Genomic DNA, 26,740 nt, shown 5'->3' with positions numbered 1-26,740 from the left:
GGAGGTGGGGATGGAGCGCGTGCACGAGCTCTTCGAGGAGCAGGCGGCGCGGGGGCCGGAACGTACGGCTCTGGTTTTCGGTGAGGAACGGACCGGCTACGGCGAACTCGACGCGCGGGCCGGCCGGATGGCGGCACGGCTCGCCGGGCACGGGGTGGGCCCCGGGTCGCTGGTCGGCGTGCGGCTGGAGCGGGGCACCGAGATGGTCGTGGCGCTGCTCGGGGTGCTGAAGGCCGGGGCCGGGTACGTGATGCTCGACCCGGAGTTCCCCGAGGAGCGGCTGCGTGCCATGGCGGCGGACGCCGGGGTCGACGTGATCGTGGGGCCGGACGGAATCTCCGGCGAGGGCGCCGGGATCCCCGATGAGGGCGCCGGGGTCCGTGGTGGCGACGGAGGTGGCTCCGACGATGTCGCCTGCGTCATGTTCACCTCCGGGTCCACCGGGCGGCCCAAGGGCATCGTCGCCCCGCACCGGGCCGTCGCCGAAACCCTGACCGGCCAGGATTTCGCCGCCTTCGGGCCCGGCTCGGTCTGGCTGCAGTGCGCGCCGGTCTCCTGGGACGCCTTCGCGCTGGAGCTGTGGGGGCCGCTGCTGAACGGCGGTACGTGTGTGCTGCACCCGGGGCAGCGGCCCGACCCGGTCGTCATGGCCCGGCTCGTCGCCGAGCACGGCATCACCTCCCTGTATCTGTCCGGCAGCCTCTTCAATGTGATCGTCGACGAGTACCCGAAGGCGCTGGCCGGGGTGCGCGAGGTGATCGTCGGGGGCGAGGCGCTGTCGCCCGCGCATGTGGCCCGGGCGATGGACCTGTGGCCGGAGCTCCGGCTCAGCAACGGATACGGGCCCGTGGAAGGCATGGTCTTCCTCACCGTCCACCGGATCACCGCCGAGGACGCCCGGGCGGCGGCGGTGCCGATCGGGCGGCCGCTCGCGGGCAAGCGGATCCACGTCCTCGACGAGCGGCTGCGGCCGGTGCCGGACGGGGTGACCGGCGAGCTGTACGCCGCCGGGGCCGGGCTCGCGCACGGGTACGCGGGGCGGCCCGGGCTGACGGGCGAACGGTTCGTGGCCGATCCGTACGGTGCCGCGCCGGGCGGGCGGATGTACCGCACCGGGGATCTGGTGCGGCGCCGCGCCGACGGGGTGCTGGAGTTCGTGGGGCGGGCGGACGCACAGGTGAAGATCCGCGGCTTCCGGGTCGAGCCGGGCGAGGTCGAGGCGGTGCTGGCGCGCCATCCGGGCGTGGCACGGGTTGCTGTCGTCGCACGCGAGGACGGCGGCGAGAAGCGGCTGGTGGCGTACGCGGTGCCGCGCGGGGACGGGGCGCGGCCGGAAGCGGCCGGCCTGCGGGAGCACGCCAAGGGCCTGCTGCCCGACTTCATGGTGCCGGGCGCCTTCGTGCTGCTCGACGCGCTGCCGCTGCTGGCGAACGGCAAGCTGGACCGGCGCGCGCTGCCGGAGCCCGGGCCCGTGGTCGGTACGGCCGTGGACGGCGGGGCCTCGGTGGCGTCGAGCGAGACGGAGAAGGCCCTGTGCGGGCTGTTCTCCGAGGTGCTCGGGGTGCCGTCGGTCGGCCCCGACGACGACTTCTTCGCGCTGGGCGGGCACTCACTGCTCGTGGCGCGGCTGCTGGGGCGGATCCGGACGGCGCTGGGCGCCGAGGTCGGCGTACGGACGCTGTTCGAGTCACCGACGCCCGGGCGGCTCGCACCGCACATCGAGGGCGCGGCGGTCGCGGCCGCCGCGGAACCGCTCGGCGGGAGCGCACCGGGCGGCACGGACGCGCCGTCCGTGTCGTACGCGCAGCGGCGGCTCTGGTTCATGGACCGGATCGACGCCGGGGTCGCGTACAACATGCCGATGCTGGTGCGGCTGCGCGGGACGGTCGACGCGGAGGCGCTGGGCACCGCGCTCCGCGAGGTCGTGGCGCGGCACGAGGCGCTGCGGACCGTGTTCGAGGAGGTGGACGGGGAGCCGGTGGCCCGCGTGCGGGACGCGGCGGAGGCGGAACCGCTGCTGCGCCGGGTGACCGTGGACGCCGGCGAACTGGAGGCGCGCATCGCGCAGGCGGCGCGCCACCGGTTCGATCTGGCCTCCGAACTGCCGGTGCACGGTGTCCTGTTCGGTGTACGGGGACGCCCCGACGAGCATGCGCTGCTGCTGGTCATGCATCACATCGCGACGGACGGGTGGTCGCTGCCGCCGCTGTTCCGCGATCTGTCGCGGGCGTACGCGGGTGTGGCGGCCGCCCCTCTCACCGTGCGGTACGCGGACTTCGCGCGCCGTCAGCACGAGCGGCTGGCGGGTGGCCTCGCGGAGCGGCAGCTCGCCTACTGGCGCGGCGTATTGGCGCATGCGCCGGACGGGCCGCGGCTGCCCGCGCCCGATGCTGCGGCGGGCCACGCCCACGATCCCGGTCGCGGTCCCGATCACGCGGAGACGGTCGTACGGCGTCTCGACGCCGCCCGCCACGCCCGGCTGGTCGAGCTGGGCCGCGAGCACGGGGCGACGCTGTTCATGGTGCTCCACGCGGCTCTTGCCGCCGTCCTCGCCCGGGCGGGCGCGGGCGAGGAGACGTCGGTGGCCGCGCCGGTCGCCGGGCGCGGCACGGACGGGACCGTCGACGACGTCGTCGGCTTCTTCGTCAACATGGTCGTCCTGCGGACGGACGCCTCGGGCGACCCGACGGTACGGGAGCTGGTGCAGCGCGTGCGGGACGTGGACCTCGCGGCGTACGCCCATCAGGACGTGCCGTTCGAGCAGGTCGTGAACGATCTCAATCCAAGACGCCGACCGGGCCGGCATCCGTTCACGGACGTCGTCCTGGCCCTGCAGAACAACGCCCGCGCGGAGGTCACGCTGCCGGGTGCGGACGCCCGGGTCGAGGTCGTCCGTACCGGCGCGGCCCGCTTCGACCTGCTGGTCGACGTGACCGACGACTACGGCCCGGGCGGCACGCCGGAGGGCATCGCCGTGACCCTGGAGTACCGGACGCGCGCGGTGGACACCCCGTTCACGCAGTGGCTCGCGGACGCGCTCGTCCAGGCGCTGCGAGCGGCGGCGGACAACCCGGAGCTGCGGCTGTCCGAGCTCGGCCTCAGCGAGCCGCCACGGCGCGCGACACCGCCGGCCACCGGGCCGGCCGGCGCCGACGACACGGCCCGTAGCGCCGCTCCCGGAACCGGCCGGTCCGGACCGGCAGAACCCACCGAGCCCGCCGAACCCACCGAGCCCGCCGAACCCGCCGCGGGCATGCAGCAGCTCGTCGCGGGCGTCTGGGCCGATGTCCTCGGCGTGGAACGCGTCGGCGCGCAGGACGACTTCTTCATGCTCGGCGGGAACTCGCTGCGCGCCGTGCGGGTCGCGTCGCGGCTCACGGAGCGCACGGGGCGGGGCGTGACGGTGGCGACGGTGTTCGCGGCGCCCACCGTGGCCGGGCTGGCGGCGGCGATCGAGCAGGCGCCCCCCGAGAGCACGGGGCCGATCATGCGCCGTCCCCGTGTTCCGCGGGCGCGGGGAGAGGAGGCTCCGGCATGGAGCTGAGTGTGATGTTCTTCGGGGCTGACGGGGCTGACGGGACTGCTGACGCCGGTGGAGCCGGTGGAGCCGGTGGAGCCGGTGGAGCCGGTGGAGCCGGTGGAGCCGGTGGAGCCGGTGGAGCCGGTGGAGCCGGTGGAGCCGGTGGATCGGGCGGGGCGGGCGGCGCCGGGGTCCGGCATGTGGAGAAGTACGAGGAGCTGCTGGAGATCGCCCGGGTCGCCGACCGGCTCGGGTTCCACGCGATCTGGACACCCGAGCGGCACTTCCAGCAGGTGGGCCAGATGTTCCCCAGTCCGCCCGTGCTCAGCGCGGCACTCGCCGTCGCGACCGAGCGGATCGGGATACGGGCCGGGAGCGTCGTCCTGCCACTGCACCACCCGCTGCGCGTGGTCGAGGACTGGGCGGTCGTCGACAATCTGTCGCACGGCCGCGTCGGGCTCTCCGTCGCCACCGGCTGGCACTCCGCGGACTTCGTCCTGGCCCCCGGCGCCTACGCCGACCGCCGTGAGCGGACCGTGCGCGACATTCCCCTGCTGCGCCGCCTCTGGGCGGGCGAGGCGGCCGAGTTCCCCGACGGCACGGGCGAGTCGATCGCGGTGCGCCCACAGCCCCGGCCGGTGCAGGAGACCCTGCCGCTGTGGATGACCACGTCCGGCAACCCGGAGACGTGGGAGACCGCGGGCCGGCTGCGCACCGGCGTGCTCGGGGCGACCGTCGGACAGAGCAGCGACGAGCTCGCCGAGAAGATCCGCCGGTACCGGGACGCCTGCGCCGCCGCACCCGAGCAGGGCGGGACGGGACCGCACGGACGGGTCACGCTCATGGCGCACACCTACGTCGGCGCCGACGACGAAGAGGTACGGCGGCTGGCCGCGGCGCCGCTGAAGGCGTACCTGAAGTCGTATGTGCGCCAGACGACGGCCAACCGCACCGCCGACCGCCGCACCGCGGAACTCACCGAGGCACAGACCGGCATGCTCGCCGACTTCGCCTTCGAGCGCTATCTGACCTGGGGCAGCCTGCTGGGCTCGCCGGAGACCTGCCGCAAGATGCTCGCCGGTCTGCGGGAGCTGGGCTGCGACGAGGTCGCCTGCTTCGTCGACTTCGGCCTCGGCCGGGACGCCGTGCTCGCCGGGCTGCACCGGCTGGCCGCACTCCGAAAGGACTTCTGAGAGCTGATGAGTACGGGGGAAGGGCGGCAGCCGTCGCCGGTCGAGCGGTTCAGCGCACTCAGCGGTGAGCAGCGGATACGGCTCATGCGCCGGCTGGTCGAGGCCGGGCGGGCGGGGTCCGTACCCGCCGTCGTACCGCCGCGCGACGACGAGGGGCCGGTGCGGCTGGGCCCTGCGCAGGAGGACCTGTGGGTGTACGACTCGCTGTATCCGGGCACTCCGGCGCTCAATCTATGCTCGGCGTACCACTTCGACGGGCCGGTCGATCCGGCCCACCTGGAGGCCGCGCTCACGCTGCTCCAGGAGCAGCACGATGTGCTCAGGAGCCGGATCAGCGGTACGGCCGGTGATCTGAGCGTCGGCTTCCCGCCGGCGCCGCCGTTCGTGCTGGAGCGCTTCGAGCTCGCGGACCCGGCCGGGCTCGCGGAGGTCTTCGAGGAGTTCCGGCGCCGGCCGTTCGACCTGGCGCAGGACCGCCTGATCAGGGGCGGGTTCGTCCGGGTCGGCGGCAACCGGTCCACACTGATGCTGAGCCTGCACCACATCATCACCGACTGGTGGTCCTTCGACGTGCTCCAGGCGGAGTTCGCGGAGGCCTACCGGTCGGTGCGGGACGGCACCGCGCCGCGGCTCGCCCGGCCCCGTGTCCAGTACGCCGATTTCGCCTCCTGGCAGCACGAGCTGGAGGCGGCCGGCGTGTTCGAGGCGCGGCTCGGCTTCTGGCGCCGCCATCTGGCGGATCCCCCGGGGCCGCTGGTGGTGCCGGGCGCGCCGGTGGGCAGCCGGCGGGAGGAGGGCGGTATCGCACAGATCCCCTTCCGGATCGACGCGGCGACCGCCGACGCGGTGCGGGCCCTCGCCCGTGAGCGCGGGGCGACCGTGTACGTGGTGCTGATGGCCGCGTTCGCGGTGCTCGCGCACCGGCTGACCGGTGCCGACGACCTCGTGCTGGGGACACCGACGGCGAACCGTGCCGCTAAGGGCCTCGACCGGGTCATCGGATACGTCATGAACGCCGTGCCCACGCGCTGGCGGATCGGCCCGGACGACTCCTTCGCGGATGTGCTCGGCCGGTTCGGCGCGGTCTTCCCCGAGCTGATGGCGAACGCCGATGTGCCGGTCGGGCGGATCGTGTCGGCGGTCGCGCCGGAGCGCAGCAGCGGGCATTCTCCGCTGTTCCAGTGGGTGTTCATGTACCTGGCGCAGCAGCGGAGCGTGGAGAACCTGCGGAGCCTGCGGGAGTTCGCGGAGCCGGAGCGCATCCACACGGGCGGTGAGCACGACTTCGTGGGCATCGTCCGGGACAGCGACGACGGCATGACCGGAAGCTTCGAGGTACGGACCGACCGCTACGACCCGGACGCCGTGCGGCACTGGGCGGACAGCTACGCCGTACTGCTGCGGCGGCTCATGGCGGCGCCGGACGCCCTGCTGCGTGGCCACGACCTGCTGCCGGAGAACGAACGGCTGTCCGTCGGCGCGGGAGGCTGTCCGTCGGCGGAGACACTGCCCGGGCTGGTCGCCCGGCAGGCGGCCCGCATTCCGGATGCCGTCGCGCTCGAAGGGCCCGGACTCAGCCTCACCTACGGCGCGTTGCACGACCGCGTCGAACGCCTCGCGGCCCGGCTGGCCGGGCACGGGGCCGGGCCGGAGCGCATCGTGGCGCTGGCCCTGGGGCGCAGCCCGGAGATGGTGGTGGCCGCGCTGGCCGTGCAGCGCGCGGGCGCCGCGTATCTGCCGGTCGATCCCGCCTACCCGGCCGACCATGTCCGCCGCACCCTCCAGGACGCGGCGCCGGCTCTGCTGGTCACCGGGGCGGACGTGGAACTGCCGCCCGTCGGCGACATTCCGCGGCTGGTGCTGGACGCGCACGCGTACGGGGACGAGCCGCTGCCCGGCGCGCCGGGACCGGTCGAGCCGGCGCGCGCCGCGTACGTCATTCACACCTCCGGCTCCACCGGGCGCCCCAAGGGCGTCGTGGTCACCCACTCCGGTATCGCGGCGTTCGCCCACAGCCTGGTGGACCGTTTCGAGCTGGGCCAGGACGACCGGATCGTGCAGCTCGGCTCCCCCGCGTTCGACATTTCCGTGGCCGAGATGTGCCTCGCCTTCGGCTCGGGCGGCGCGCTGGTCGTACCGTCCGCGGGACCGCTCGCCGGGCAGGCCCTCGCGGACGTTCTCGACCGGGAGCGCATCACGTTCACGATGCTGACGCCGTCCGTGCTCGCGAGCGTCCCGCCGGGGGCGTACCCGGCGCTGCGCGGGGTGTGCGTCGGTGCGGAGGCCTGCCCGCCGGAGCTGGTCACGGTGTGGGCGGCACAAGGGCGGAGCTTCCACAACGCGTACGGCCCCACCGAGTCCACGGTGGGTGCCACGGCGAGCGGCCCGCTCGCCGCGGACGGTACGGAACCGGCCATCGGCACCCCGGTCAGCGGTACCCGCGCCTACGTCCTGGACGAGTGGCTGCGTCCCCTTCCGGTGGGCGTGCGCGGCGAGCTCTATCTGGCGGGTCTCGGCCTGGCACGCGGCTATCTGGGCCGCGCGGGCCTGACCGCGGAGCGTTTCGTGCCCGACCCGTTCGGACCGCCGGGCTCGCGGATGTACCGCACCGGGGATCTGGCCCGCCGCCGCCCGGACGGCGCGCTGGACTGTCTCGGCCGTGCCGACGAGCAGATCAAGCTCCACGGCTTCCGTATCGAACCCGCCGAGATCACCTCGGTCCTCACCGGGCATCCGGCCGTCTCGGCGGCGGTGACGGTGCTCCGCGAGGACGTGCCGGGGCGCAGGCGGCTCGTGGCGTACGTGGTGCCGGGCGGCGCGGATGCCGGTCATCCGGACGAGGACGCGCTGCTCGGGTACGTGGGACGGCGGCTGCCCGCGCACATGGTGCCGGCGGACGTCGTGGTGCTGGACGCACTGCCGGTCGGGGCGAACGGGAAGACCGACCGGGGCGCGCTCCCCGCCCCCGGCCGCGGCGGTGAGCCGCCGCGGAAGGCGCGATCGGGCCGTGAAGAGCTGATGTGCGGGCTGTTCCGGGACGTGCTCGGGGTCGAGGCCGGGGCCGGGGACGACTTCTTCCGGCTCGGCGGGGACAGCATCATGGCGATCCAGCTCGCGGGCCGGGCGCGGGACGCCGGTCTTGTGGTGGCGCCCCGGGACGTGTTCGAGGCGCGCACTCCGGCGAATCTGGCGGCCGCCGCGCGGGAGACGGACGGACCGGTCGCCGAGGACGGCGGTACGGGTCCGTTCCCGCCGACGCCGGTCATGCGCTGGTGGCGGGAGCAGGGCGGTGAGCGCACGGCGTTCACGCAGTCGATGCTGTTCCCGGTGCCGGCCGGAACGGGCGCCGGGACCGTCGGCGACGCGGTGACGGCGCTCGTGGAGCGGCACGGGGCGCTGCGGATACGGGTACGGGACGACGGGGAGCCGGAGGTCGCGCCGCCGGGTGAGGCCACGGCCGTGGAGGTCGAGCGGGTCGACGCGCGGGCGCTCACCGACGACGCGCTCCGCCCCGTCGCGCGCAAGACCGCCGAGGGCATCAGAATCGAGCCCGGGGCCGGGATGGTGGGGGCCGTCTGGTTCGATCGCGGCACCGAGCTGCCGGGACGGCTGCTGCTGACCGTCCACCATCTCGCCGTCGACGGGGTGTCGTGGCGGGTGCTCGGCCCCGAGCTGGCCCGGCTCCTCGAAGGGGCGCGGCCGGGCAGCCACGCCCCGGGGACCTCCTTCCGCCGCTGGGCCGGACTGCTGGCCGAACGGGCCGCGGACGCCGGCCGCGCTTCGGGCGAACCCGCCTGGTGGGAGCGGACGTTGGGCGGCCCGGACGCCCGGCTCGCCGGCAGCCGGGGCGCGGGTTCCCCGCGTGCCACGCTGACCATCGAGCTGCCCCCGGACCTCACGGAGGCGGTCGTCGTCGCCGTACCGGCCGCGTACCGCTGCCGGCCCGACGCCGTCCTGCTCGCCGGGCTGGTCCTGGCCGCCTCGCGGTGGCGCGACGGTGGCGACGGCGCGGCGGGTGGGCTCCTGGTCCAGCTGGAGGGGCACGGCCGGGAGACTCCGGCCGGCGCGGAGGACGTGGATGTGTCCCGGACGGTGGGCTGGTTCACGACCCAGTACCCGGTACGGCTCGACGGCGGCGGCGAACCGGCGGCGGTGCTGCGCGGGGTCGAGGAACGACTGCGTGACGTGCCGGACGGGGGCCTCGGCTGGGGACTGCTGCGGTACCTCAACCCGGACACGGCTCCGCGGCTCGCCGCTCTGCCCGTGCCCGATGTGCGCTTCAACTACCTGGGGCGGCTGGCCGGGGCGGACGCGGCGGGCGGCGAGCTGTTCGGCGCGGCGGCGGAGGCGCTGCCGCTCGGCCACGCGCTGGAGATCGACGCGGTGGCCGAGGAGCACCGGGACGGGCTGAGGCTGACATCCGGCTGGTCGTACGCGGAGGAGGTCTTCGGCGGGCAGGGGATACGGCGGTTCGCCGGGCTGTGGCGGGAGGCTCTGGAGGAGCTGGCCGCGCTCGGCGCCGAGTCCGACGGGTCCGGTGGGTCCGCCGGGTCCGCCAGGTCCGCCAGGTCCGCCGACGGATCCGGAACCGGCCGGACCGCGTCCGGGGCGGCCGGGTACAGCGCCTCGGACTTCCCCCTCGTCGAGCTGACCCAGGATCAGCTCCAGCTCCTGGAGGAGGGGCTGTGAGCGGGAAGATCGCCGACGTACTGCCGCTCGCCCCCTCGCAGGAGGGACTGCTCTTCCATGCGCTGCGCGACCCGGAGGGCCCGGACCCGTATCTGGTCCAGGCCCGGTTCCGCGCGGCACGCGCGATGACCGCGGACGCGGCGCGGGAGGGCGTGACGGCGCTGCTGGAGCGGCATCCGAATCTGCGCGCCTGTTTCCGGCACCACCGGCTCGACCAGCCCGTGCAGGTGATTCCGGCGCGGGTGACGGTGCCCTGGTCGGAGGCGGACCTCACCGGTCTCCCCCCGGAGGAGGTCACGGCCGGGCTGCGGCGGCTGATGGACGAGGACCGGGCCGTCCGCTTCGATCCGGCCCGGCCACCGCTCGTACGGTGCCTGTGGGTACGGCACGACGAGGGCGCCGAACTCGTGCTGACCCTGCATCACATCCTGCTGGACGGCTGGTCGATGCCGGTGCTCGCACGGGATCTGGCGGCGCTGTGCACGGGCGGGCGGCCCACCGCGCCGGCCATCCCGTACCGGCGCTATCTGGAGTGGCTGCGGCGGCGCGAACCGGGAGCCGCGGAGGAGGCCTGGGCGGAGGCGCTCGCGGGCCTGGAGCGCCCTGCCCTGCTCGGCGCGGCGGCGAACGTCCACGCCCGGGAAATCGACGCCCACGAGCCCGGCGTCCACGAACGCGACGCGCACGAGCCCGGCGTCCACGAACGCGGCGCCCACGAACGCAGCGCCCACGAGCCCGACGCGCAGAAACGCGGCGCCCGCGCGCCCGGCGTCCACGAACTCGACGTCCGGCTCACGGAAGAGCTCACCGCCGCGCTCGGCCGGGCGGCCGCCGACGCGGGCGTCACCCTCAACACCCTCACCCAGACCGCCTGGGCCCTCGTCCTGGCCCGGATGACCGGTTCGGACGATCTGGTCTTCGGCGCGGTCGTGTCGGGCCGCCCGCACGATCTGCCCGGTGTCGAGTCGATGGTCGGCCTCTTCATCAACACCCTTCCGGTACGGATACGGCTGCGCACCGACGAACCGGTCGGCGCCCTGATGGCCCGGATCCAGGACGAGCAGCTGCGTCTCGTGTCCCACCACCATGTGCGGCTGGCGGAGATCCAGCGGCGGGCCGGGGCGGGTGAACTCTTCGACACGGTCCTCGCCTTCGAGAACTTCCCGCGCGGCGACGCGGAACACTCCAGCGGCCTCCGACTGACGGAGGTCCGCGACGCCACCCACTACCCGGTGACCGTCGCGGTCGCCGCGGGCGGCCCGCGCACCCTGCTGCGGCTGAGCTGCCGCGGCATCGACGCGCACCGGATCGCGGGGCGTCTCGTGCGCGCTCTGGAGGAGCTGACCGGGGATCCCCGCAGACCGGTCGGCCGCGTGGACGTCCTGCCGGAGCGGGAGCGCGCGGAGCTGCTCGCCGCGTCCGCGGGCGCGACCGCGCCGTCGGGGCCGTCGGCTCCGTCCGGGCCGTCGGGGCCCGGCACCGTGACCGCGCGGTTCGCCGACCAGGTGGGCCGTGCCCCGGACGCGGTTGCGGTACGGGACGGTGGACGGGACCTCACCTACGCCCGACTGGACACCGCCGCACAGCAGCTGGCGGAGCGGCTGACGGCGGCGGGGACCGGCGCCGAGGACGTCGTCGGGGTGCTGCTGCCCCGCTCGGCGGAGCTGATCGTCGCGCAGCTGGCCGTACTCAAGTCCGGGGCCTGCTATCTGCCGCTGGACCCCGCGCAGCCCGCCGACCGGACCGCGCGGCTGCTCGCCGCTTCCGGAGCGCGGGCGGTCATCGGCGAGGACGGCGGCGTACGCGGGCTCGCGCCGGGCGAGGGCGGGGCGGCCGGACCGAAGACGGCGGCCGCTTCCCCGGACTCGGCCGCGTACACCATGTTCACCTCGGGCTCGACCGGGGAGCCAAAGGCCGTCGTCGTCCCGCACCGCGCGGTCGTCGCGCTCACGGAGGACACCCGGCTGCGCGGTGGGGCCCACCGGCGTGTGCTCTTCCACAGCGCGCACACCTTCGACGCCGCCACGTACGAGGTGTGGGTGCCGCTGCTGAACGGCGGCACCGTCGTCGTCGCCCCGCCCGGACCCCTCTCGCCGGAGGTCCTCGGGCGGCTGCTGGTCGTCGAGGACGTCAGCGCGCTCTGGCTCACCGCAGAGCTGCTGCGTACGGTCGCCGACCTGGCGCCCGGGGTGCTCGGCGGACTGCGCGAGGTGTGGGCAGGGGGCGATGTCGTGTCGCCCGAGGCGGTGCGGCGGGTCCGGGAGCACTGCCCCGGCACACGCGTCGTCAACGGCTACGGCCCCACGGAGACCACCGTGTTCGCCACGGCCGGGACGGACGACGACGCCGTGGCGATCGGCCGTCCCCTGGATGGTGTGCGCGCGTACGTGTTGGACAGCCTGCTGCGGCCCGTGCCCGACGGCACCGCCGGGGAGTTGTATCTCGCCGGGACCGGTCTGGCCCGCGGCTACCTGGGCCGCCCGGCCGCCACCGCCTCGCGGTTCGTCGCCGATCCGTACGGCCCGCCCGGCTCCCGGATGTACCGCACCGGCGATCTGGTACGCCGTACCCCCGACGGAGTCCTCCACTTCCTCGGCCGCACCGACGGCCAGGTGAAGGTACGCGGGTTCCGGATCGAGCCGGCGGAGGTGGAGGCGGCACTGGAGACGTCCGCGGGCGTCGCGCGCGCGGTGGTGACCGCCCGGCCGGGACCGGCCGGGGGCAAGGTCCTCGCGGCGCATGTCGTCCTCGCCGAGGGCGGCCGGCTCGACGCGGTACGCGACGAGCTGGCGCGCAGGCTCCCCGCCCATCTGGTGCCGTCCCTCTGGAGCACCATCGACGCCGTCCCCCTCACTCCGCACGGCAAGACCGACCGCGCGGCCCTGCCGGATCCGGTGCCCGCCGCCGCGCCGTCACCGGTGCGGCCGCCCCGCACGGCGCGGGAGAAGGAGCTGTGCGCACTGTTCGCCGAGGTCCTGTTCGAAGACGGCGGGGCCGCCTCGCCCGACACGGACTTCTTCGCCTCCGGCGGGCACTCCCTCCTCGCGCTCCGGCTGTGCGCCCGGATCGAGGCGACGCTGGGCGTGTCCGTCCCGGTCGCCACGCTCTTCGCCGCTCCGACTCCGGCCGCGCTGGCGGCACGGCTCGCCCGGCCCGACGAGGCGACGGAACGGCCCGTCGGCGCGGGCGGCGCGGCCACCACCCCCCGCGCCATGCTCGACCCGCTGCTCACCCTGCGCCCTCCGCCCGGCACGGGCGACCACCGTAGGGGCGACGCCGCCACAAGCAACGCCAGAAGCACCGTCACACGCACCGCCATGAGCGACGAGCGCATGAACGGCAGCACACCCCTGTTCTGTCTGCCGCCCGGCTCGGGCATCGGATGGTCGTACGCCGCGCTGCTGCCCCATCTCCCGCCCGGCCGACCGGTGTACGCCGTGCAGACGGCGGCGTTCCCGCGGGCCGACAGCATGGGAGCCGTCGCCGAGGCCTGCCTGGAGCAGATCCGCAGCGTCCGCCCCCATGGCCCCTATCTGCTGATCGGCAGGTCGTTCGGGGGGCCGCTCGCCTACGAGGTCGCCGTGCGGCTGCGGCGGGACGGTGAGGAGATCGGGCTGCTGTGCGTCCTCGACGCGCTGCCGCGCTACCCCGACTCGCCGTACACCCCGCCACCGGCCGCGAGCGACCGGGTCGAGCGGGAGGTGATGGAGATCCTGCTGCAGAGCCAGGCACCCGGCACTCCGGTCCCACCGGGCCGGCTCGACCGGGCCGAGGTGTTCGGGCTGGTGCGCGACGCGGGCGGGGTCCTCGCGGAACTCGGCGACGACGACCTGGGCACGCTGGCCGACCGGTGCGCCACGCACATCCGGCTGGCCCACCGGTGGGTGCCGTCGCCCGGCCTCGACCGGTACGACGGTGCCCTGACGCTGTTCTCGGCCACCGGGGACGCCGACGGCATCCCGACGGCGGAGAAGACAGCGGCCTGGCGCCGCTGCTCGGCGGCCGTCGACGTCCATGAACTTGCCTGTGCGCACAAGGACGTACTGACTGCCGGACCGGCGGCGCGGATCGCCGCGGTCCTCGAAACCGCACTACGGGGGAAATGAGCGCGCCATGGACATCGAGGAGTACGAGTTTCCCGTCTCCGCCGCGCAGGGGCGGCTGCTGGTCCTGGACCAGCTGAACCCCGGCACCGCCCAGTACAACGTGCCCGCCGCCTTCGCCGTGCGCGGGCCCTTCGACGTGGCCGCGTTCCGCCGCGCGCTGGACGCGCTGGTCGAACGCCACGAGTCGCTGCGTACGGTCTTCAGGGCGGGGCCCGGCGGCGAACCGGTGCAGATCGTCGCCGCCGAGGCGCGGGCCGAGCTGCGGGTGGAGCGGGATGTGGCGGCCGCGGAGGTGGCCGGGCTGATGCGGGCGGAGGCGGGGCGGCCGTTCGACACGGGCACCGGGCCGCTGCTGCGCGGCGCGGTGTACGCGGTGGCCGACGGCAGCCACCGGGTCCTGCTGGTCGCGCACCATCTGGTGTGCGACGGCTGGTCGCTCCAGATCATGCTGCGCGGGCTGTCGGCGGCGTACGAGGACGAGCTCGAGGGCCTGCCGCGCTCCCCTGCCGAACTTCCGCTCCAGTACCCGGACTTCGCCGCCTGGCAGCGCGATCGGCTCGGGCGCGGGGAGTACGCGGCGGCCGTCGCGCACTGGGCCGACGAGCTGAGCGGCGCGCCCGAGGCCATGGCGCTGCCGCTGGACCGGCCGCGTACGTCGGCTCCGTCGGCGGCGGGCTCCGCGGTGCGGTTCGTGCTCGACGCGGGTGTACGGGAGCGGATCGCGAAAGTGGCGGCGGAGCAGGGGGCGACGCCGTTCATGGTGCTGTTCGCCGCCTACGCCGCGTTTCTGGGCCGGTTGTCGGGGGGCGAGGACCTGGTGATCGGGTTCCCGGTCTCCGGCCGGGACCGGGCGGAGCTCCAGGACATGGTCGGAATGCTGACCAACACCCTCGCGCTGCGTGTGGACCTGTCCGGGGACCCGGGGTTCGGCGAGCTGGTGGGGCGGCTGCGGGAGCGGCTGCTGGCGGGGCAGCCGTATCAGGACGCGCCGTTCGAGGCGGTCGTCGACGCGGTGGCGCCGGTGCGGGAGACGAGTCATGACCCGCTGGTGCAGGCGGTGTTCGCGTACGACGACGACACGGAGCCGGTGCTCGAACTGGCCGGTGCGGAGTCGGAGCGGATCGAGCTGGCGCTGGACACGGCGAAGTTCGATCTGCATCTGCATGTGGAGCGGTGGGGCGGCGAGCTGGTGGCCCAGCTGATCCACCGCAGCGAGCTGTTCGAGCCGTCGACGGTACGGCGCTGGGTGCGGAACTTCCGGACGCTGCTCGACGGGCTGCTGGAGCGGCCGGACGCGCCGCTGTCCACGGTGGACGCGGTCCCCGAGGACGAGCGCCGGTCCGTCCTGGCGGGCGCCGACCGCTCCGCCGAGGCCGCGGCCACGGGGCTGCTCGTCCCGGACCTGGTTGCGGCGCGGGCCGCGGAACGCCCCGACGCGGTGGCCCTGGTGTGCGGGTCCGTCGTCCTCACGTACCGCGAACTCCTCGCCCGCGCCGACACCCTCGCCACCCGCCTCCACGCCTCGGGCGCCCGCCCCGGCACGCGCGTCGGCCTGCTGCTCCCCCGCTCGGCGAACATGGCCCTGGCCGCACTCGCCGTCCTCCGCGCGGGCGCCGCCTATGTCCCGCTGGACCCCGGCCACCCCGAAGCGCGTCTCGCGGTCATGGCCCGCGACTCGGGCATGACGCTGCTCCTCGCGGACGCGGAGACGGAGGCGAAGGCGGCGGGCCTCGGCCCTCAGGTCCTGCGGATGCCGGACGGGACCGGACCGGACCCTGCGCGCGGCGGGCCGTCATGGCCCGCGCCCGCGCCCGCACCCGCACCCGCGCCCCAGGACCTCGCCTACGTGCTGTTCACGTCCGGCTCCACCGGTGTCCCGAAGGGCGTCGCCGTGGAGCACCGTGCGCTGGCGAATCTGGCCGTGGCGGTGCGGGAGCGGTTCCCGGTCACGGGTGACGACCGGGTGCTGCAGTACGTGTCGTTCGGGTTCGACGTCGCCGTGTCCGATCTGTTCTTCGCCTGGGCCGCCGGCGCCGAGCTGCACATCGCGCAGGAGGACGAGCGGCTCGGCGACGCGCTCCATGCGCGGCTGCGGGACTCGCGGATCACCTATGTCTTCCTGCCGCCGTCCGCCGCGATGCTGCTGCCCTCGCCCCTGACCGGGCTCCCCCATCTGCGCACGATCGCGGTCGGCGGCGAGGCGTGCCCGGCCGAGCTGGTCGCGCGGCTGAGCGCGCCCGGCCGCAGGGTGCTGAACGCGTACGGGCCCAGCGAGGCCACCGTCTACTCGACGACCGCCGAACTGCGGCCCGGTGAGCCGGTGGTGATCGGGGACTCCGTGCCCGGCGACCGGACGTACGTGCTCGATGCGCGGCTGCGGCCGGTGCCTGCCGGGGTCGTCGGGGAGGTGTACGTCGCGGGAGCTTCGCTCGCGCGGGGCTACCTCGGGCGGCCCGGGCTGACGGCCGAGCGGTTCGTGGCCGATCCGTACGGGCCGCCGGGCTCGCGGATGTACCGCACGGGCGATCTGGGCCGGTTCGACTCGGAGGGTGTGCTGCACTATCTCGGCCGCACCGACACCCAGGTGAAACTGCGTGGCTTCCGCGTCGAACTCGGCGAGATCGAGACGGCGCTGGCCGCGTGCCCCGGTGTGACGGTGGCGGCGGCCACCGTCCGCGGGAGCGGCGGGGAACAGCGGCTCGTGGCGTATGTCGTCGGGGCGGAGGACACGCCGGACGGCGCGCTGCGCGCCCGTCTCGCCGAGCAGCTGCCGGCGTACATGGTTCCGGAGGTCTTCGTCCGCCTGGCCGAGCTGCCGCTCAACCGCTCGGGGAAGATCGACCGGTCCCGGCTGCCCGAACCGCGCTCCGTACGCCCGGAGCTGGCGGAGTCGTACGCCCCGCCGCGCACCGCGGTGGAGGAGTTCGTCGCCGGGGTCTGGGCTTCGGTCCTCGGCGTCGACCGGGTCGGCGTCCACGACAACTTCTTCGAGCTGGGTGGCAATTCGGTACGGCTGCTCGCGGTGCTCGCGGCCCTGCGCGCGGGTCTTCCCGGCGCCGGAGCGGCCCGCTCCGGCGGAGCGAACCCTTCCGCCGGGCGGGGGTACTCCGCGGGATCGGAGCCGTCCACCGGGCCCGCTGCGTACCCGGCCGTCAGCGTGGAGCCGGACCCGTCCACCAGGCCCGGCCGACCGCCGGCAATCGCCGTCGCACCCGGATCGGGACCCGAGTCCCTCTCCGGTGCCGACGGGGGCCCGGACACCGGCGCCGGCCCGGGCAGGGAGCGGTCCGCGGGCGCGAGCCCGGACGCGAGCACGGACGCGGGCACGAACACGGGCCCCGAGGCGGGATCGGGCACGGGCCCGGACATCGCTCTCGTCGACCTCTTCCGCCATCCCACCGTCTCCGCGCTCGCCGCCCGGCTCGAACGGGACGCGACACCCGACACCGGCCCCGCCGGCCACGCGCAACGCGGCGCCGACCGACGCGCACGACAGGCCGCGGCCGCCCAGCGGCTCCGATCCAGGAAAGGCACCACGCGATGACCGAAGTGACCGCAGGCGCGATAGCGATCACCGGAATGAGCGGCCGCTTCCCCGGCGCCCCCGACCTCCGCACGTACTGGCGGAATCTGCGGGACGGCGTCTGCTCCCTCACGGACTTCACCCCCGGCGAACTCGACGCGGCAGGTGTGGACCCGGACGAGGCGAGACTGCCCGGCTACGTGCCCGCCCAGGGCCATCTCCCGGACGCGGACCGCTTCGAGGCCGAGCTGTTCGGCTTCAACCGCACCGAGGCCGCCGCGCTCGACCCTCAGCACCGGCTGCTGCTGGAGACCGCGTGGGCCGCACTGGAGGACGCGGGTCACGGACCGCGGGACGCGGCGCCGGTCCGTACGGGCGTGTACGTCGGCGGCAGCCCCACCGAGCACATGCTGGCCGCGCAGACCGACCGGGGGCTGGCCACGTCGATCGGCGCGATGCAGGTGCGGATCCTCACCGACCGCGAGTTCCTGGCGCCCTGGGTGTCGTACCGGCTCGGGCTCGACGGCCCCAGCATGACCGTCCAGACGGCCTGTTCGACGTCCCTCACGGCCGTGCATCTCGCCGCGCAGGCACTGCTGCTCGGGGAGTGCGACACGGCGCTCGCGGGCGGCGTCGCCGTCGGCTCCGTGCACAAGCACGGGTACGTCCACCAGGAGGGCGGGATCTTCTCGCCGGACGGCCGCTGCCGGCCGTTCGACGAGCGCGCGGCCGGGACCGTACCGGGCCACGGTGTCGGTGTGGTCGTGCTGCGCAGGCTGGAGGACGCGCTGGCGGACGGCGATCCGGTGCGCGCCGTGCTGCGCGGTACGGCGGTGACCAACGACGGGGCGGCCAAGGTCGGTTTCACGGCGCCCGGTGTGGACCAGCAGACCGCGGCGATCGCGGAGGCCTGGTCCGCCGCCGGACTCGAACCGGCCCTGGCCCAGTATCTGGAGGCGCACGGCACGGGGACACAGCTCGGCGACCGGATCGAGATCGCCGCGGCCTCGGCGGCGCTGGCCGGCTCGGCGGACTGCCGGATCGGCTCGGTGAAGTCGAACATCGGGCATCTGGACGCCGCGGCCGGGGTCGCCGCACTGATCAAGACCGTGCTGATGCTGGAGCACGCCACGCTCGCGCCGACGGTGAACGTCACCCGCCCGCACCCCGATCTGCCGGCCTCGCCGTTCCGGCTGGTCGAGCGGGCGGAGAGCTGGCCACGGCCGGCGGGCGGCGGGCCGCGGCTGGCCGGGGTCAGCTCGGTGGGGATCGGCGGGACGAACGTGCACGTGGTGCTGGCGGAGGCACCACGCCGGCCGGCCCGGCCGGAGCCGGCCGGGCACACCGTCGAGGTCCTGCCGCTCTCCGCCCGTACGGAGGACCGACTCGCCTCGCTGGCAGGCGAACTGGCCCGGGCCCTCGGGGCACCGGACGCGCCCGCCCTCGCCGACGCCGCCCACACCCTGCGCACCGGCCGCACCCCGCTCGCCGCCCGTGCGTATGTGACGGCGACCGGTCTTCCCGAGGCGGTCGCCGAGCTGGAGCGGCTCGCCCGGGGCGCGGCACCGGTGGGCGCGCCGCACCCGCTCGGCGAGGCATGGCTGAAGGGCGAGGAGGTCGACTGGCCGGAGCCGGACCCGGGCACCGGCGTGCGGAGGGTGAGCCTGCCTGCGTATCCGTTCGCCGGGGACAGCTTCGGCTCGCTGCGGCTCGGCCCGGTTCCCGTGCCGGTCTCCGCTCCCGGGGCGCCCGGAGTGTCCGGCGTGGCTGACGCAACCGGCGTACCCGGCGTACCCGAGGCGGCCGCTCCCGCGGACGGCGGGCTGCGCGCGGCCGTCTCCGCGGTCCTGCGCGAGACCCTCGGGCTCGACGGCCGGCCCGGCGACCTCGATGCGACGTACTTCGCGGTGGGCGGCGACTCCCTCACGGCCGTGCATCTGGTCGGGCGGCTGGGTGACGAGTTCGGTCTGGACGTACCCATCGAACTGTTCCTGGAGCAGCTGACGCTCAACGAGATGGTGGACCGGATCGTCGCGGACCGCGCCACGGCCGGGTCCGGTGGCGCGGGCTCGCTCGAAGCGCTCCTGGACGAGTTCGAGGCGGAGGCGGGGGCATGACGTACGCGATCGAGGACGTCGACCTGCTCGATCCCCGGCTGCACGTCCGGCAGGACCTCGGCCCGCTCTGGCACGCGCTGCGCCGCACCGATCCGGTCCGCCGCCAGCGCGTCGACCCGGCTCTCGGCGCGGCCGTCGACGCGTTCTGGGTGGTCACCCGGCACTCCGACGTGCAGCGCGCGCTGCGCGACACCCGCACGTTCAGCTCGCAGGGCGGCAACATGCTCGGCACGCTGCTGAAGGGGTACGACCACGGCGCGGGAAAGATGCTCGTGGTCACCGATCCACCGCGGCACGGTGCCCTGCGCCGCCTCCTGACCGGCGGCTTCGGCCCGCGCGCCCTCGGCCCGATCACCGAGTCGATCGCCGTCTCCACGCGTGAGCTGCTCGCGGAGCTGGTGGCGCGCGGCGAGGGCGACTTCGTCGCCGAGGTCGCCGCCCAGATCCCGCTCCGCGCGATCTGTGAGCTGCTGGGGGTGCCGGCGGCCGACCGGGCGCGGGTGCTGGAGCTGACGAGCGCGGCGATGCTCGGTGAGCACGGCGATGACGGTGGCGTCGCGGGTATCGAGGCGCGCATCGCGCAGAGCGAGATCATGCAGTACTACACACGGCTGGCCGCCGAGCGGCGGGAGGCGCCGGGCAGCGACATCATCAGCCTGCTGGTGAGCAGCGAGGTCGACGGGGAACCGCTGTCCGAGGAGGAGGTCCTCTTCAACTGCTACAACCTCATCATCGGAGGCGACGAGACCGCCCGGCTCTCGATGGCGGGCGGGCTGCTGGCGCTGGCCTCGCACGGCGAGCAGTGGGAACGGCTGCGCGCCGACCCGGACCTGGTCACGACGGCCACGGAGGAGATCCTGCGCTGGACGACCCCGGTCGCCCACATCGGGCGCACGGCGACGGCCGACACCGAGCTGAGCGGAGTCCGGATCGCGGCGGGGGACGCGGTGACGCTGTGGTGCGCCTCGGCGAACTTCGACGAGGGGGCCTTCGACGACCCGTACGTCTTCGACCTCGCCCGCGACCCGAACCGGCACGTCACCTTCGGCCACGGCCCGCACTTCTGCCTGGGGGCGCAACTGGCCCGGGTGGAGATCCGGACGCTGCTCGGCGAACTACGGCGGCAGGTGGCCTCCTTCGCGGTGACGGGCCCGGTGACCTGGCTGGAGTCGAACTTCATCCGGGGGGTGGGGTCGCTTCCGGTGTCGTTCGCACCGGCGGGCTAGAAGGTTTCTTCGGATCGGGCCGGATCAGCAGGATCCGCCGGACAGGGCCCTGACCCCGCGCCGCCTCACAGCGACGTCAGCCCGTGGCCCAGTCCCGGCCGGTCCGTCAGCTCCACATGGCCCGTGTCCGCCGTCGCGGCGAAGGCCTCCGGCGCGAGCGGCTCCTCCTCGACGAGAAGGGGGCCGACCAGGTCCGGCGGGACCGTCGCGTGCGGCAGCGCCGCGGAGAGGTGTGCGGCCGCCAGGGTGGCCACACCCAGCTCCGGCATCGTGCCGATCTTCACGGCGAGGCCCGCGGCCTCCGCGAGGGCCGCGATCTGGCGGGCCCGGTAGAGGCCGCCGACCTTCAGGATCTTGATGTTGAGCACGTCGGCGGCGCCCCGGCGGACGAGTTCCAGTGCGTCGTGGAGCGACTGGAGGGACTCGTCGGCCATGACCCGTACTCCGCCCTGGGCGCGCAGGGCGGCGAGCCCGGCCAGGTCCCAGCGGGGCAGGGGCTGTTCGACGAGGTCGAGTCCGGCGTCGGCGAGGCGGCCGACGGTACGGGCCGCGCTGCCGGGTTCGTAGCCCTCGTTGGCGTCCAGGGACAGCTCGACCGTGTCGGGGATCGATTTCCGTACGGCGGCGACGAGTTCGACGTCCCGCTCCGGGTCCTCGCCGCCCTTGAGCTTGATGTGGGGGAAGCCGAGCCCGGCGTACCGGGCGGCCTCCTCGGCCGTCTCGTCGAGGCTGCCGAGGCCGACGACCCAGGTGGTGGGGACCCGGCGGGTGACGGCGCCGCCGAGGAGGAGGTGCGCGGGCCAGCCGGCGGAGCGCCCGGCGAGGTCGTGGAGGGCGAGGTCGAGGGCGGCCTTGGCCAGGTGCTGGCCGCGGATCGCGGCGTCCATCGCGGTGTGCGCTCCGGCCAGGTCGCGAGGATCGCGGCCGATGAGGGCGGGGGCGGCGTGCTCGGTGACGGCGGCCCGCAGACCGGCGAGGGTCTCGCCGGTGTACGCGGTCATCGGGGAGGCCTCGCCGAAGCCGCAGGCCCCGTCGGTGGTCCTTACCTCGACGAGCAGGGTGACGAGTTCGGGGCTGGTGCCGCTGCTGATCGCGAACGGGCGGCGGTAGGGGGCACGGACGACACGGGTGTGGAACGAGGCGATCCTCAAGCCGGCTCAGCTCCTTCGAATACTTCGTTTCGGTCCGGACCGTAACTTCCCGTGCGGCGGCCGTCCGCAAACGAGCTACAGCCGGACCCGGTACACGATCGGGGGCCTGCCTGTCTGTCCCTCCTGGCGGCTTCCGGTCGGGACGGCCACGCCCGCCCGTTCCAGCCGCTTGAGTATGCGCCGGGCCGTGCGCTGCTGTACGGAGAGGTGCTCGGCGACGAGGTGGGCGGTGAGGCCCTCGCCCCGGTCCGCGGCGGCCAGTTCGCGCAGCCGGTCCAGGGTCTGGGGGTTGAGGCCGACGCGGCGGGCGAGCAGCACCGCGCTCTCGGGCGCGGCGGGCTGTGCCTCCAGGTCGCCGGTGCCGGGGTCGAGGACGATGTCGACGTCGTCGGCCATCGACACCACGGCCGCGGCGGCGCCGACCGACCGTGCCCGGTTCACGGCGCGGCGGGCGAGCGCCTCCGCCTCGGCGGCGGTACGCCCGAGCCCGAAGCCGACGTGCGCGGTGCCGTGCCGGGCGGCGAGGGCGTCGAGGAACGGGATGCGGGTGAACTGCCCGGTCGCCTTCTCCAGCACGCCGCGGGTGGTGACGACCAGCCGCTGCCCGTCCGGGAGATCGGCGAGGCTGCCGCCGAGGATCCGTACGTCCTCGGCCAGCCGGTCGTCCGCGCCCGGCAGGTCGACGATGCCGAGGGCGACCTGCGCGTCCCCGCTGTGCTGTCCGGCGGTGGCCAGGACGAGCGCCTGGAAGGTGGCCAGGATCGAGTGCCGGGACGGGGCGAGCCGTACCGCGTGGGTCTGGTGCTCCAGCACATGGAACGCCGAGCCGAGGCAGGTGATCGCGACTCTCGACTCCTTGGTGTCCCGCGCGTCGAGGTGGAAGTCGACCAGGTCCTGCGAGGTGAGCCCGGGCCGGTACGGCAGCACCCGCACGTGCTCGGTCGGCAGCTTCGCCTCGGTGAGCGTCTCCAGCACCTCGTCGCGGCGCAGGGTGTCGATGGAGACGCGGGACACGTCGTGACCGAGCCTGAGCAGTTCGACGAGGGCCCGCAGCAGTGTGGCGCCGCTGTACGGGACGTACATCGCGGGGCGGTCGAGGATGCCGGCCGCGGTGGCGAGCGAGTGCGGGACCACGCCGGTGAACAGCAGGGCGTCCGCCGAGGAACGGGCCGCGGTGACGACGTCCGCCGTCTCGTCCTCGTGGCGGTACGGAAGCGGCAGCAGCTGGGCCGCTCCCGCCTGGCCACCGGCCACGGCGACCACCTTGTGGACCAGGTCCTCGGGGCCTATCACGCCGACCGTGAGCGGCATGGCCCGGTCTCCGTTCTGCTGGGGGGTTGACGCACGATCAGCTGAGGTTGACGCCCGATTGACGGCCGCTGACGGGAGTTCTACTTTCGGCCCAGGCCATAATCGCGTGCTGCCGAGAGGATAATCCCCCGATGCCGCAACGGGAAATGCCACTGCCCACAGTTCTCGAACCTCGCGGCAGGACCTTCGGCGAGGAGGAACGCGCCGCCGTGCTGCGCGTCCTCGACTCGGCGGTCCTGTGCGGGGCGTTCGGCCGGGAAGCCCGGGCGCTGGAGGCGGAGATGGCCGCGCTGCACGGGCGCTCCGAGGCCGTCTCGTCGAGCTCCGGCACGGCCGCGGTCCATCTCGCGGTCGCCGCGGCCGGCGTCGGCCCCGGTGACGAGGTCATCACCACACCGATCTCGGACTTCGGCACCGTCGCGCCGGTCCTCGCACAGGGCGGACGGGTGGTGTTCGCGGACGTACGGCCCGAGGACGGGAATCTGGACCCGGACGCGGTGGAGGCGGCGATCACCCCGCGCACCAGGGCGGTGATCGCCGTCCATCTCTTCGGCGGGGCCGCGGACATCGCCCGGCTGCGGGAGATCTGCGACCGGCACCGGCTGCTGCTGATCGAGGACTGCGCACAGGCGTGGCTGGGCGAGGACCCCTCCGGGCGTCTGCTCGGCACCGTCGGCGACATCGCCTGCTTCAGTCTCCAGCAGTACAAGCACATCACGGCGGGCGACGGCGGGCTCAGCATCACCGACGACCCGGAACTGGCCCGTCGTATGCGGCTGTTCATGGACAAGGGCTGGGACCGCACCGAAGGCCGCATCCACCGCACCATGGGCCTCAACTACCGGATGACGGAACTCGTCGCGGCGGTCGCCCGCGTCCAGCTGACCCGGGTCGCCGAGGTCGTACGCGTACGACGCGAACGGGCCGAGCGGCTCGCGGCGGCGATCGACGGACGGCTGTCCGGAGAGGCACGGATGCCGTCGCGGCAGAGCCGCGCCGGGCACGCCTGGTGGGTGGTGCCGCTCCTCGTCGACGACAACTCCCGTTGGGCGAAAGGACTTCAGGCGGCGGGCGTCCCGGCTCTCCCCGGCTATCTGGAGCGGCCGCTGTACGCCAATCCGGCACTGTCCGGCCATCCGCCGGGCCTGTGTCCCCGTGCGGAGACACTGATCGACCGTACGCTGCTGGTGCTGCAGTGGAACGAGGCGTACACCGAAGGCGATGTGGACCGGATCGCCCGCGCGCTGGGCGAGGTGGGAGCACCATGAGCACCCTGACAGGCCCTGGGACAGGCCCTGGGACAGGCCCTGGCACGACGGCTCGGCACGACTGGCTGCGCGCGTGCGACTGGCTGACGCCGGCCCCGCAGGAGCACATCGGCTGGGACGTGGACGTGCTGTACGGGCCCTGGCCCCGGCACCACCGGGACACCGGGCTCGCCGAGGTCCGCGACCGGCTCGCCCGCTCCACCGTCGCCGGGGCGCTGGCACTGTCCACCCGCGGTCCGCTGTTCGACGACGGCGCTGGCAACGAGGAGACGCTGCGCGATCTGGCGGACTGTCCGGAGCTGCTGCCCGTCGGCACGGTCGACGTCCGGGACGCGCTGACCGCCGAGGAACGACTGGACGAGCTGACGTCCGCCGGCGTGCGCTTCCTGCGGCTGTTCACGGTCGACCAGGCCACCGACCCCGGCTTCCCCGGCTACCGGCGCGTGGTGGATCTCGCCCTCGACCGGGGGATGGTGCTGCTCCACGACGGCGACCCGCGCCGCTACGGACCGCCGCTCGCGGGCCGCGGCGCCACGGTGATCTTCCTGGATCTGCACGCCTACTTGCTGGCGGACTTCCTGCTGCTGGCCCGCGAGGAGCCGGGGTTCAAGGTCACCACGCGGCTGCTGTCCGGGCCCGACTCCATCGAGCGGGTCGTGGACTCGGTGGGCGCCCGCCACCTCGTCTTCGGCTCCCGCACGCCCTTCATGGACATCTCTCCGCTGACACTGCGGCTGCGGTACGCCGCCATCTCCGACGACGACCGCGCCGCCATCGCCACCACGAACGTCGAGGAGCTGCTCGCCTGATGCCGATCATCGATGTGCATGCCCATGTGGGTCGCTGGCAGTTCCACCTGACCTGCGGCGACGCGGACACCAATCTGCGGCAGATGGACCGCTACGGCATCGATCTGCAGCTGGTGTCGGCGTCGGAGGCGGTCGTGTACGACGCGGTCGCGGGCAACGCGGCACTGCTGAAGGAACTGGCCTCCCGGCCGCGGCTGTACGGCTACGCCGTGGTGAACCCGAACCGGATCGAGGAGAGCGCGGCGGACCTGCGGCGCTGCCTGGACTCCGGGCGGTTCGTCGGAGCGAAGATCCACACCCACTACCCGGGGCGGCTTCCCGGCTCCCGTGAGATGGCCGAGGCGTTCGACGTCGTCGCGGAGGCCGGCGTACCGCTGCTCCTGCACACCTGGGGTCGTGAAGTCACCCTGCTGCCGGACCTGCTGGCGGCCCGGCCAGGACTGCGCGTGATCATGGGCCACGCGGGCGGCGACGCCTGGCGCGAGGCGGCACACGCCGCGGCCGCCTGCGACGGCCTGTACCTGGAGCACTGCCGCACGGCGGCGGACGCGGGCCGGATCGCGTACGCGCGCGAGGCCGGGGTGCCGGTGGAGCGGATGCTGTTCGGTACGGATGCGACGCTGATCGACCCGTGCTGGTCGCTGGGCGTGATCCGCGACGCGCAGTTCACGGACGACGAACTGGACCGGGTGCTGTGGCGGAACGCGGCGGAGCTGTTCGACCTGAAGGTCTGACGCCCGGGGCTCATTTCGAGCCCCGGCGGGATCCCCCGCACACACGCCCGCGGGGCGTGGAGGGAGATCGAGGCGCGGGGTCCGGGGCGAAGCTTCGCGCAGGCGCCCCGACACCGGCCGCCAGACTATGACGCGTCCGGCTCCTTCGCCAGCCGTTCCAGACAGTCCACCACAGCCCGCCGCTCCGCCGACGGCAGCCGCGGCCCGTACGGATCATGCCCCGCCTCCTCCGGAATCAGCCCCTCCCACACCGCCGCCCACAGCATGCGCTGCACATAGCCCTCGATCGGCGCGAGGAACGTCGCCTCCGCGAAGGCGTCGAGACGGCCCGAGGCACGCACGAACCCGTCGTGGTCACCCGCCCGCCACGCGTCGAGCACCGCGGTCGTCAGCGGCACCCGGGCCGCCGCGATGCCGACGAGCGCCGAGTCCGCGCCCCACATCAGTGAGGGCCCGAACATCCGGTCCTCGCCGGTGACGACGAGCTTCCCGCCCGGCTGCGCCGCGCGGATCGCGTCCTGGCAGGCCATCGCCCGGTCGAGGGTGGCGAGTTTGATGCCGGCGGCGGAAGGGAGTGCGAGCAGCCGGCTCACGAGTTCGGGCGGGTACGGGTAGCCACCCGCCTCACCGTGCAGGAAGAACCCGAGCACGGGCAGCCCGCTGGCGGCGGCGACCTCCTCGTGCAGGGCCACCGCCGCGTCGCCGTCGCCGTCCAGCTGCGCCAGCGGATAGACCATGACGGCGTCGGCGCCGCCCTCGGCCGCCTGCACCGCCATCGCCACGGTGGCGTCCACCGCGTCGCGGAGTCCCGCGACGCGCGCCGATCGCGGCACCCCCGCCCCTGCCACGACCGGCCCGTCGACCGCCGCGCGCCACACCTCCAGGACACGCCGGCGGTCCGCCTCGGAGAGATACAGCCCGCGCCCTGTGTGCGCCCATACGGCGACACCGCCGATGGGGCCCTCGGCGATGCGCTCCGCGTAACCGCGCAGCGCTTCGAGGTCCACTACTCCCTCCGCGTTCATGGGAGTTGCCACTGCGGGCAGCACGGTGCCGCGCAGCCGGCGCACCAGAAGGTCCGTCGCAGACATGG

The 26,740-nt window shown here is 74.5% G+C and carries 13 protein-coding genes; 10 read left to right on the top strand and 3 right to left on the bottom strand.

The window, feature by feature from the left end:
* The first annotated feature begins 10 nt into the window (after window positions 1-10).
* Genes AC0699_RS18935 through AC0699_RS18905 form a run of 7 tightly spaced genes read left to right on the top strand, consistent with a single transcriptional unit; the run spans window position 11 to window position 20,374 of the window.
* Window positions 11-3,544, top strand: coding sequence for an amino acid adenylation domain-containing protein (locus tag AC0699_RS18935; RefSeq protein ID WP_478661418.1), 3,534 nt, complete (start codon window positions 11-13; stop codon window positions 3,542-3,544).
* Window positions 3,535-4,713 carry a MupA/Atu3671 family FMN-dependent luciferase-like monooxygenase gene (locus AC0699_RS18930; RefSeq protein WP_478661416.1) on the top strand — a complete coding sequence of 393 codons (1,179 nt, stop codon included), beginning with the start codon at window positions 3,535-3,537 and terminating at the stop codon, window positions 4,711-4,713. Before AC0699_RS18935 ends, AC0699_RS18930 begins: the two co-directional genes overlap by 10 nt.
* A gap of 6 nt (window positions 4,714-4,719) precedes the next feature.
* The gene (locus AC0699_RS18925) at window positions 4,720-9,402 is read left to right on the top strand and encodes an amino acid adenylation domain-containing protein (protein WP_478661413.1); all 4,683 of its coding nucleotides are present in this window, start codon (window positions 4,720-4,722) and stop codon (window positions 9,400-9,402) included.
* Window positions 9,399-13,508: a non-ribosomal peptide synthetase gene (locus tag AC0699_RS18920; RefSeq protein ID WP_478661410.1), complete on the top strand. Its 4,110-nt coding sequence runs from the start codon at window positions 9,399-9,401 to the stop codon at window positions 13,506-13,508. Before AC0699_RS18925 ends, AC0699_RS18920 begins: the two co-directional genes overlap by 4 nt.
* 7 nt (window positions 13,509-13,515) lie before the next feature.
* Window positions 13,516-17,052 (top strand): non-ribosomal peptide synthetase, encoded by a 3,537-nt coding sequence (locus AC0699_RS18915; protein WP_478661406.1) that lies wholly within the window; start codon window positions 13,516-13,518, stop codon window positions 17,050-17,052.
* Window positions 17,049-19,148: a beta-ketoacyl synthase N-terminal-like domain-containing protein gene (locus AC0699_RS18910; protein ID WP_478661404.1), complete on the top strand. Its 2,100-nt coding sequence runs from the start codon at window positions 17,049-17,051 to the stop codon at window positions 19,146-19,148. The genes AC0699_RS18915 and AC0699_RS18910 overlap by 4 nt, the downstream gene beginning before the upstream one ends.
* Window positions 19,145-20,374 carry a cytochrome P450 gene (locus tag AC0699_RS18905; protein WP_478661401.1) on the top strand — a complete coding sequence of 410 codons (1,230 nt, stop codon included), beginning with the start codon at window positions 19,145-19,147 and terminating at the stop codon, window positions 20,372-20,374. Before AC0699_RS18910 ends, AC0699_RS18905 begins: the two co-directional genes overlap by 4 nt.
* A gap of 65 nt (window positions 20,375-20,439) precedes the next feature.
* Here AC0699_RS18905 and AC0699_RS18900 read toward each other — a convergent pair whose 3' ends face one another.
* Both AC0699_RS18900 and AC0699_RS18895 read right to left on the bottom strand, forming a co-directional pair.
* Window positions 20,440-21,525, bottom strand: a complete 1,086-nt coding sequence (locus AC0699_RS18900; protein WP_478661398.1) for a mandelate racemase/muconate lactonizing enzyme family protein — start codon at window positions 21,523-21,525, stop codon at window positions 20,440-20,442.
* Window positions 21,526-21,600: 75 nt separating this feature from the next.
* Window positions 21,601-22,836 carry a hypothetical protein gene (locus AC0699_RS18895; RefSeq protein WP_478661395.1) on the bottom strand — a complete coding sequence of 412 codons (1,236 nt, stop codon included), beginning with the start codon at window positions 22,834-22,836 and terminating at the stop codon, window positions 21,601-21,603.
* 131 nt (window positions 22,837-22,967) lie between these two features.
* On the opposite strand from AC0699_RS18895, the gene AC0699_RS18890 reads away from it, so the two are divergent.
* Genes AC0699_RS18890 through AC0699_RS18880 form a run of 3 tightly spaced genes read left to right on the top strand, consistent with a single transcriptional unit; the run spans window position 22,968 to window position 25,647 of the window.
* Window positions 22,968-24,104, top strand: a complete 1,137-nt coding sequence (locus tag AC0699_RS18890) for a DegT/DnrJ/EryC1/StrS family aminotransferase (RefSeq protein ID WP_478661391.1) — start codon at window positions 22,968-22,970, stop codon at window positions 24,102-24,104.
* The gene (locus AC0699_RS18885) at window positions 24,101-24,913 is read left to right on the top strand and encodes a hypothetical protein (protein ID WP_478661389.1); all 813 of its coding nucleotides are present in this window, start codon (window positions 24,101-24,103) and stop codon (window positions 24,911-24,913) included. The genes AC0699_RS18890 and AC0699_RS18885 overlap by 4 nt, the downstream gene beginning before the upstream one ends.
* Window positions 24,913-25,647: an amidohydrolase family protein gene (locus AC0699_RS18880; protein ID WP_478661387.1), complete on the top strand. Its 735-nt coding sequence runs from the start codon at window positions 24,913-24,915 to the stop codon at window positions 25,645-25,647. The genes AC0699_RS18885 and AC0699_RS18880 overlap by 1 nt, the downstream gene beginning before the upstream one ends.
* Window positions 25,648-25,772: 125 nt before the next feature.
* Here the strand turns inward: AC0699_RS18880 and AC0699_RS18875 are convergent, their stop codons facing one another.
* On the bottom strand, window positions 25,773-26,738 hold the full coding sequence (locus AC0699_RS18875) for a dihydrodipicolinate synthase family protein (RefSeq protein ID WP_478661384.1): 966 nt from the start codon (window positions 26,736-26,738) through the stop codon (window positions 25,773-25,775).
* Window positions 26,739-26,740 lie beyond the last annotated feature (2 nt).

The sequence above is a fragment of the Streptomyces sp. NPDC043870 genome, assembly GCF_056435785.1.
This window is presented reverse-complemented; position numbering and strand designations above follow the sequence as displayed.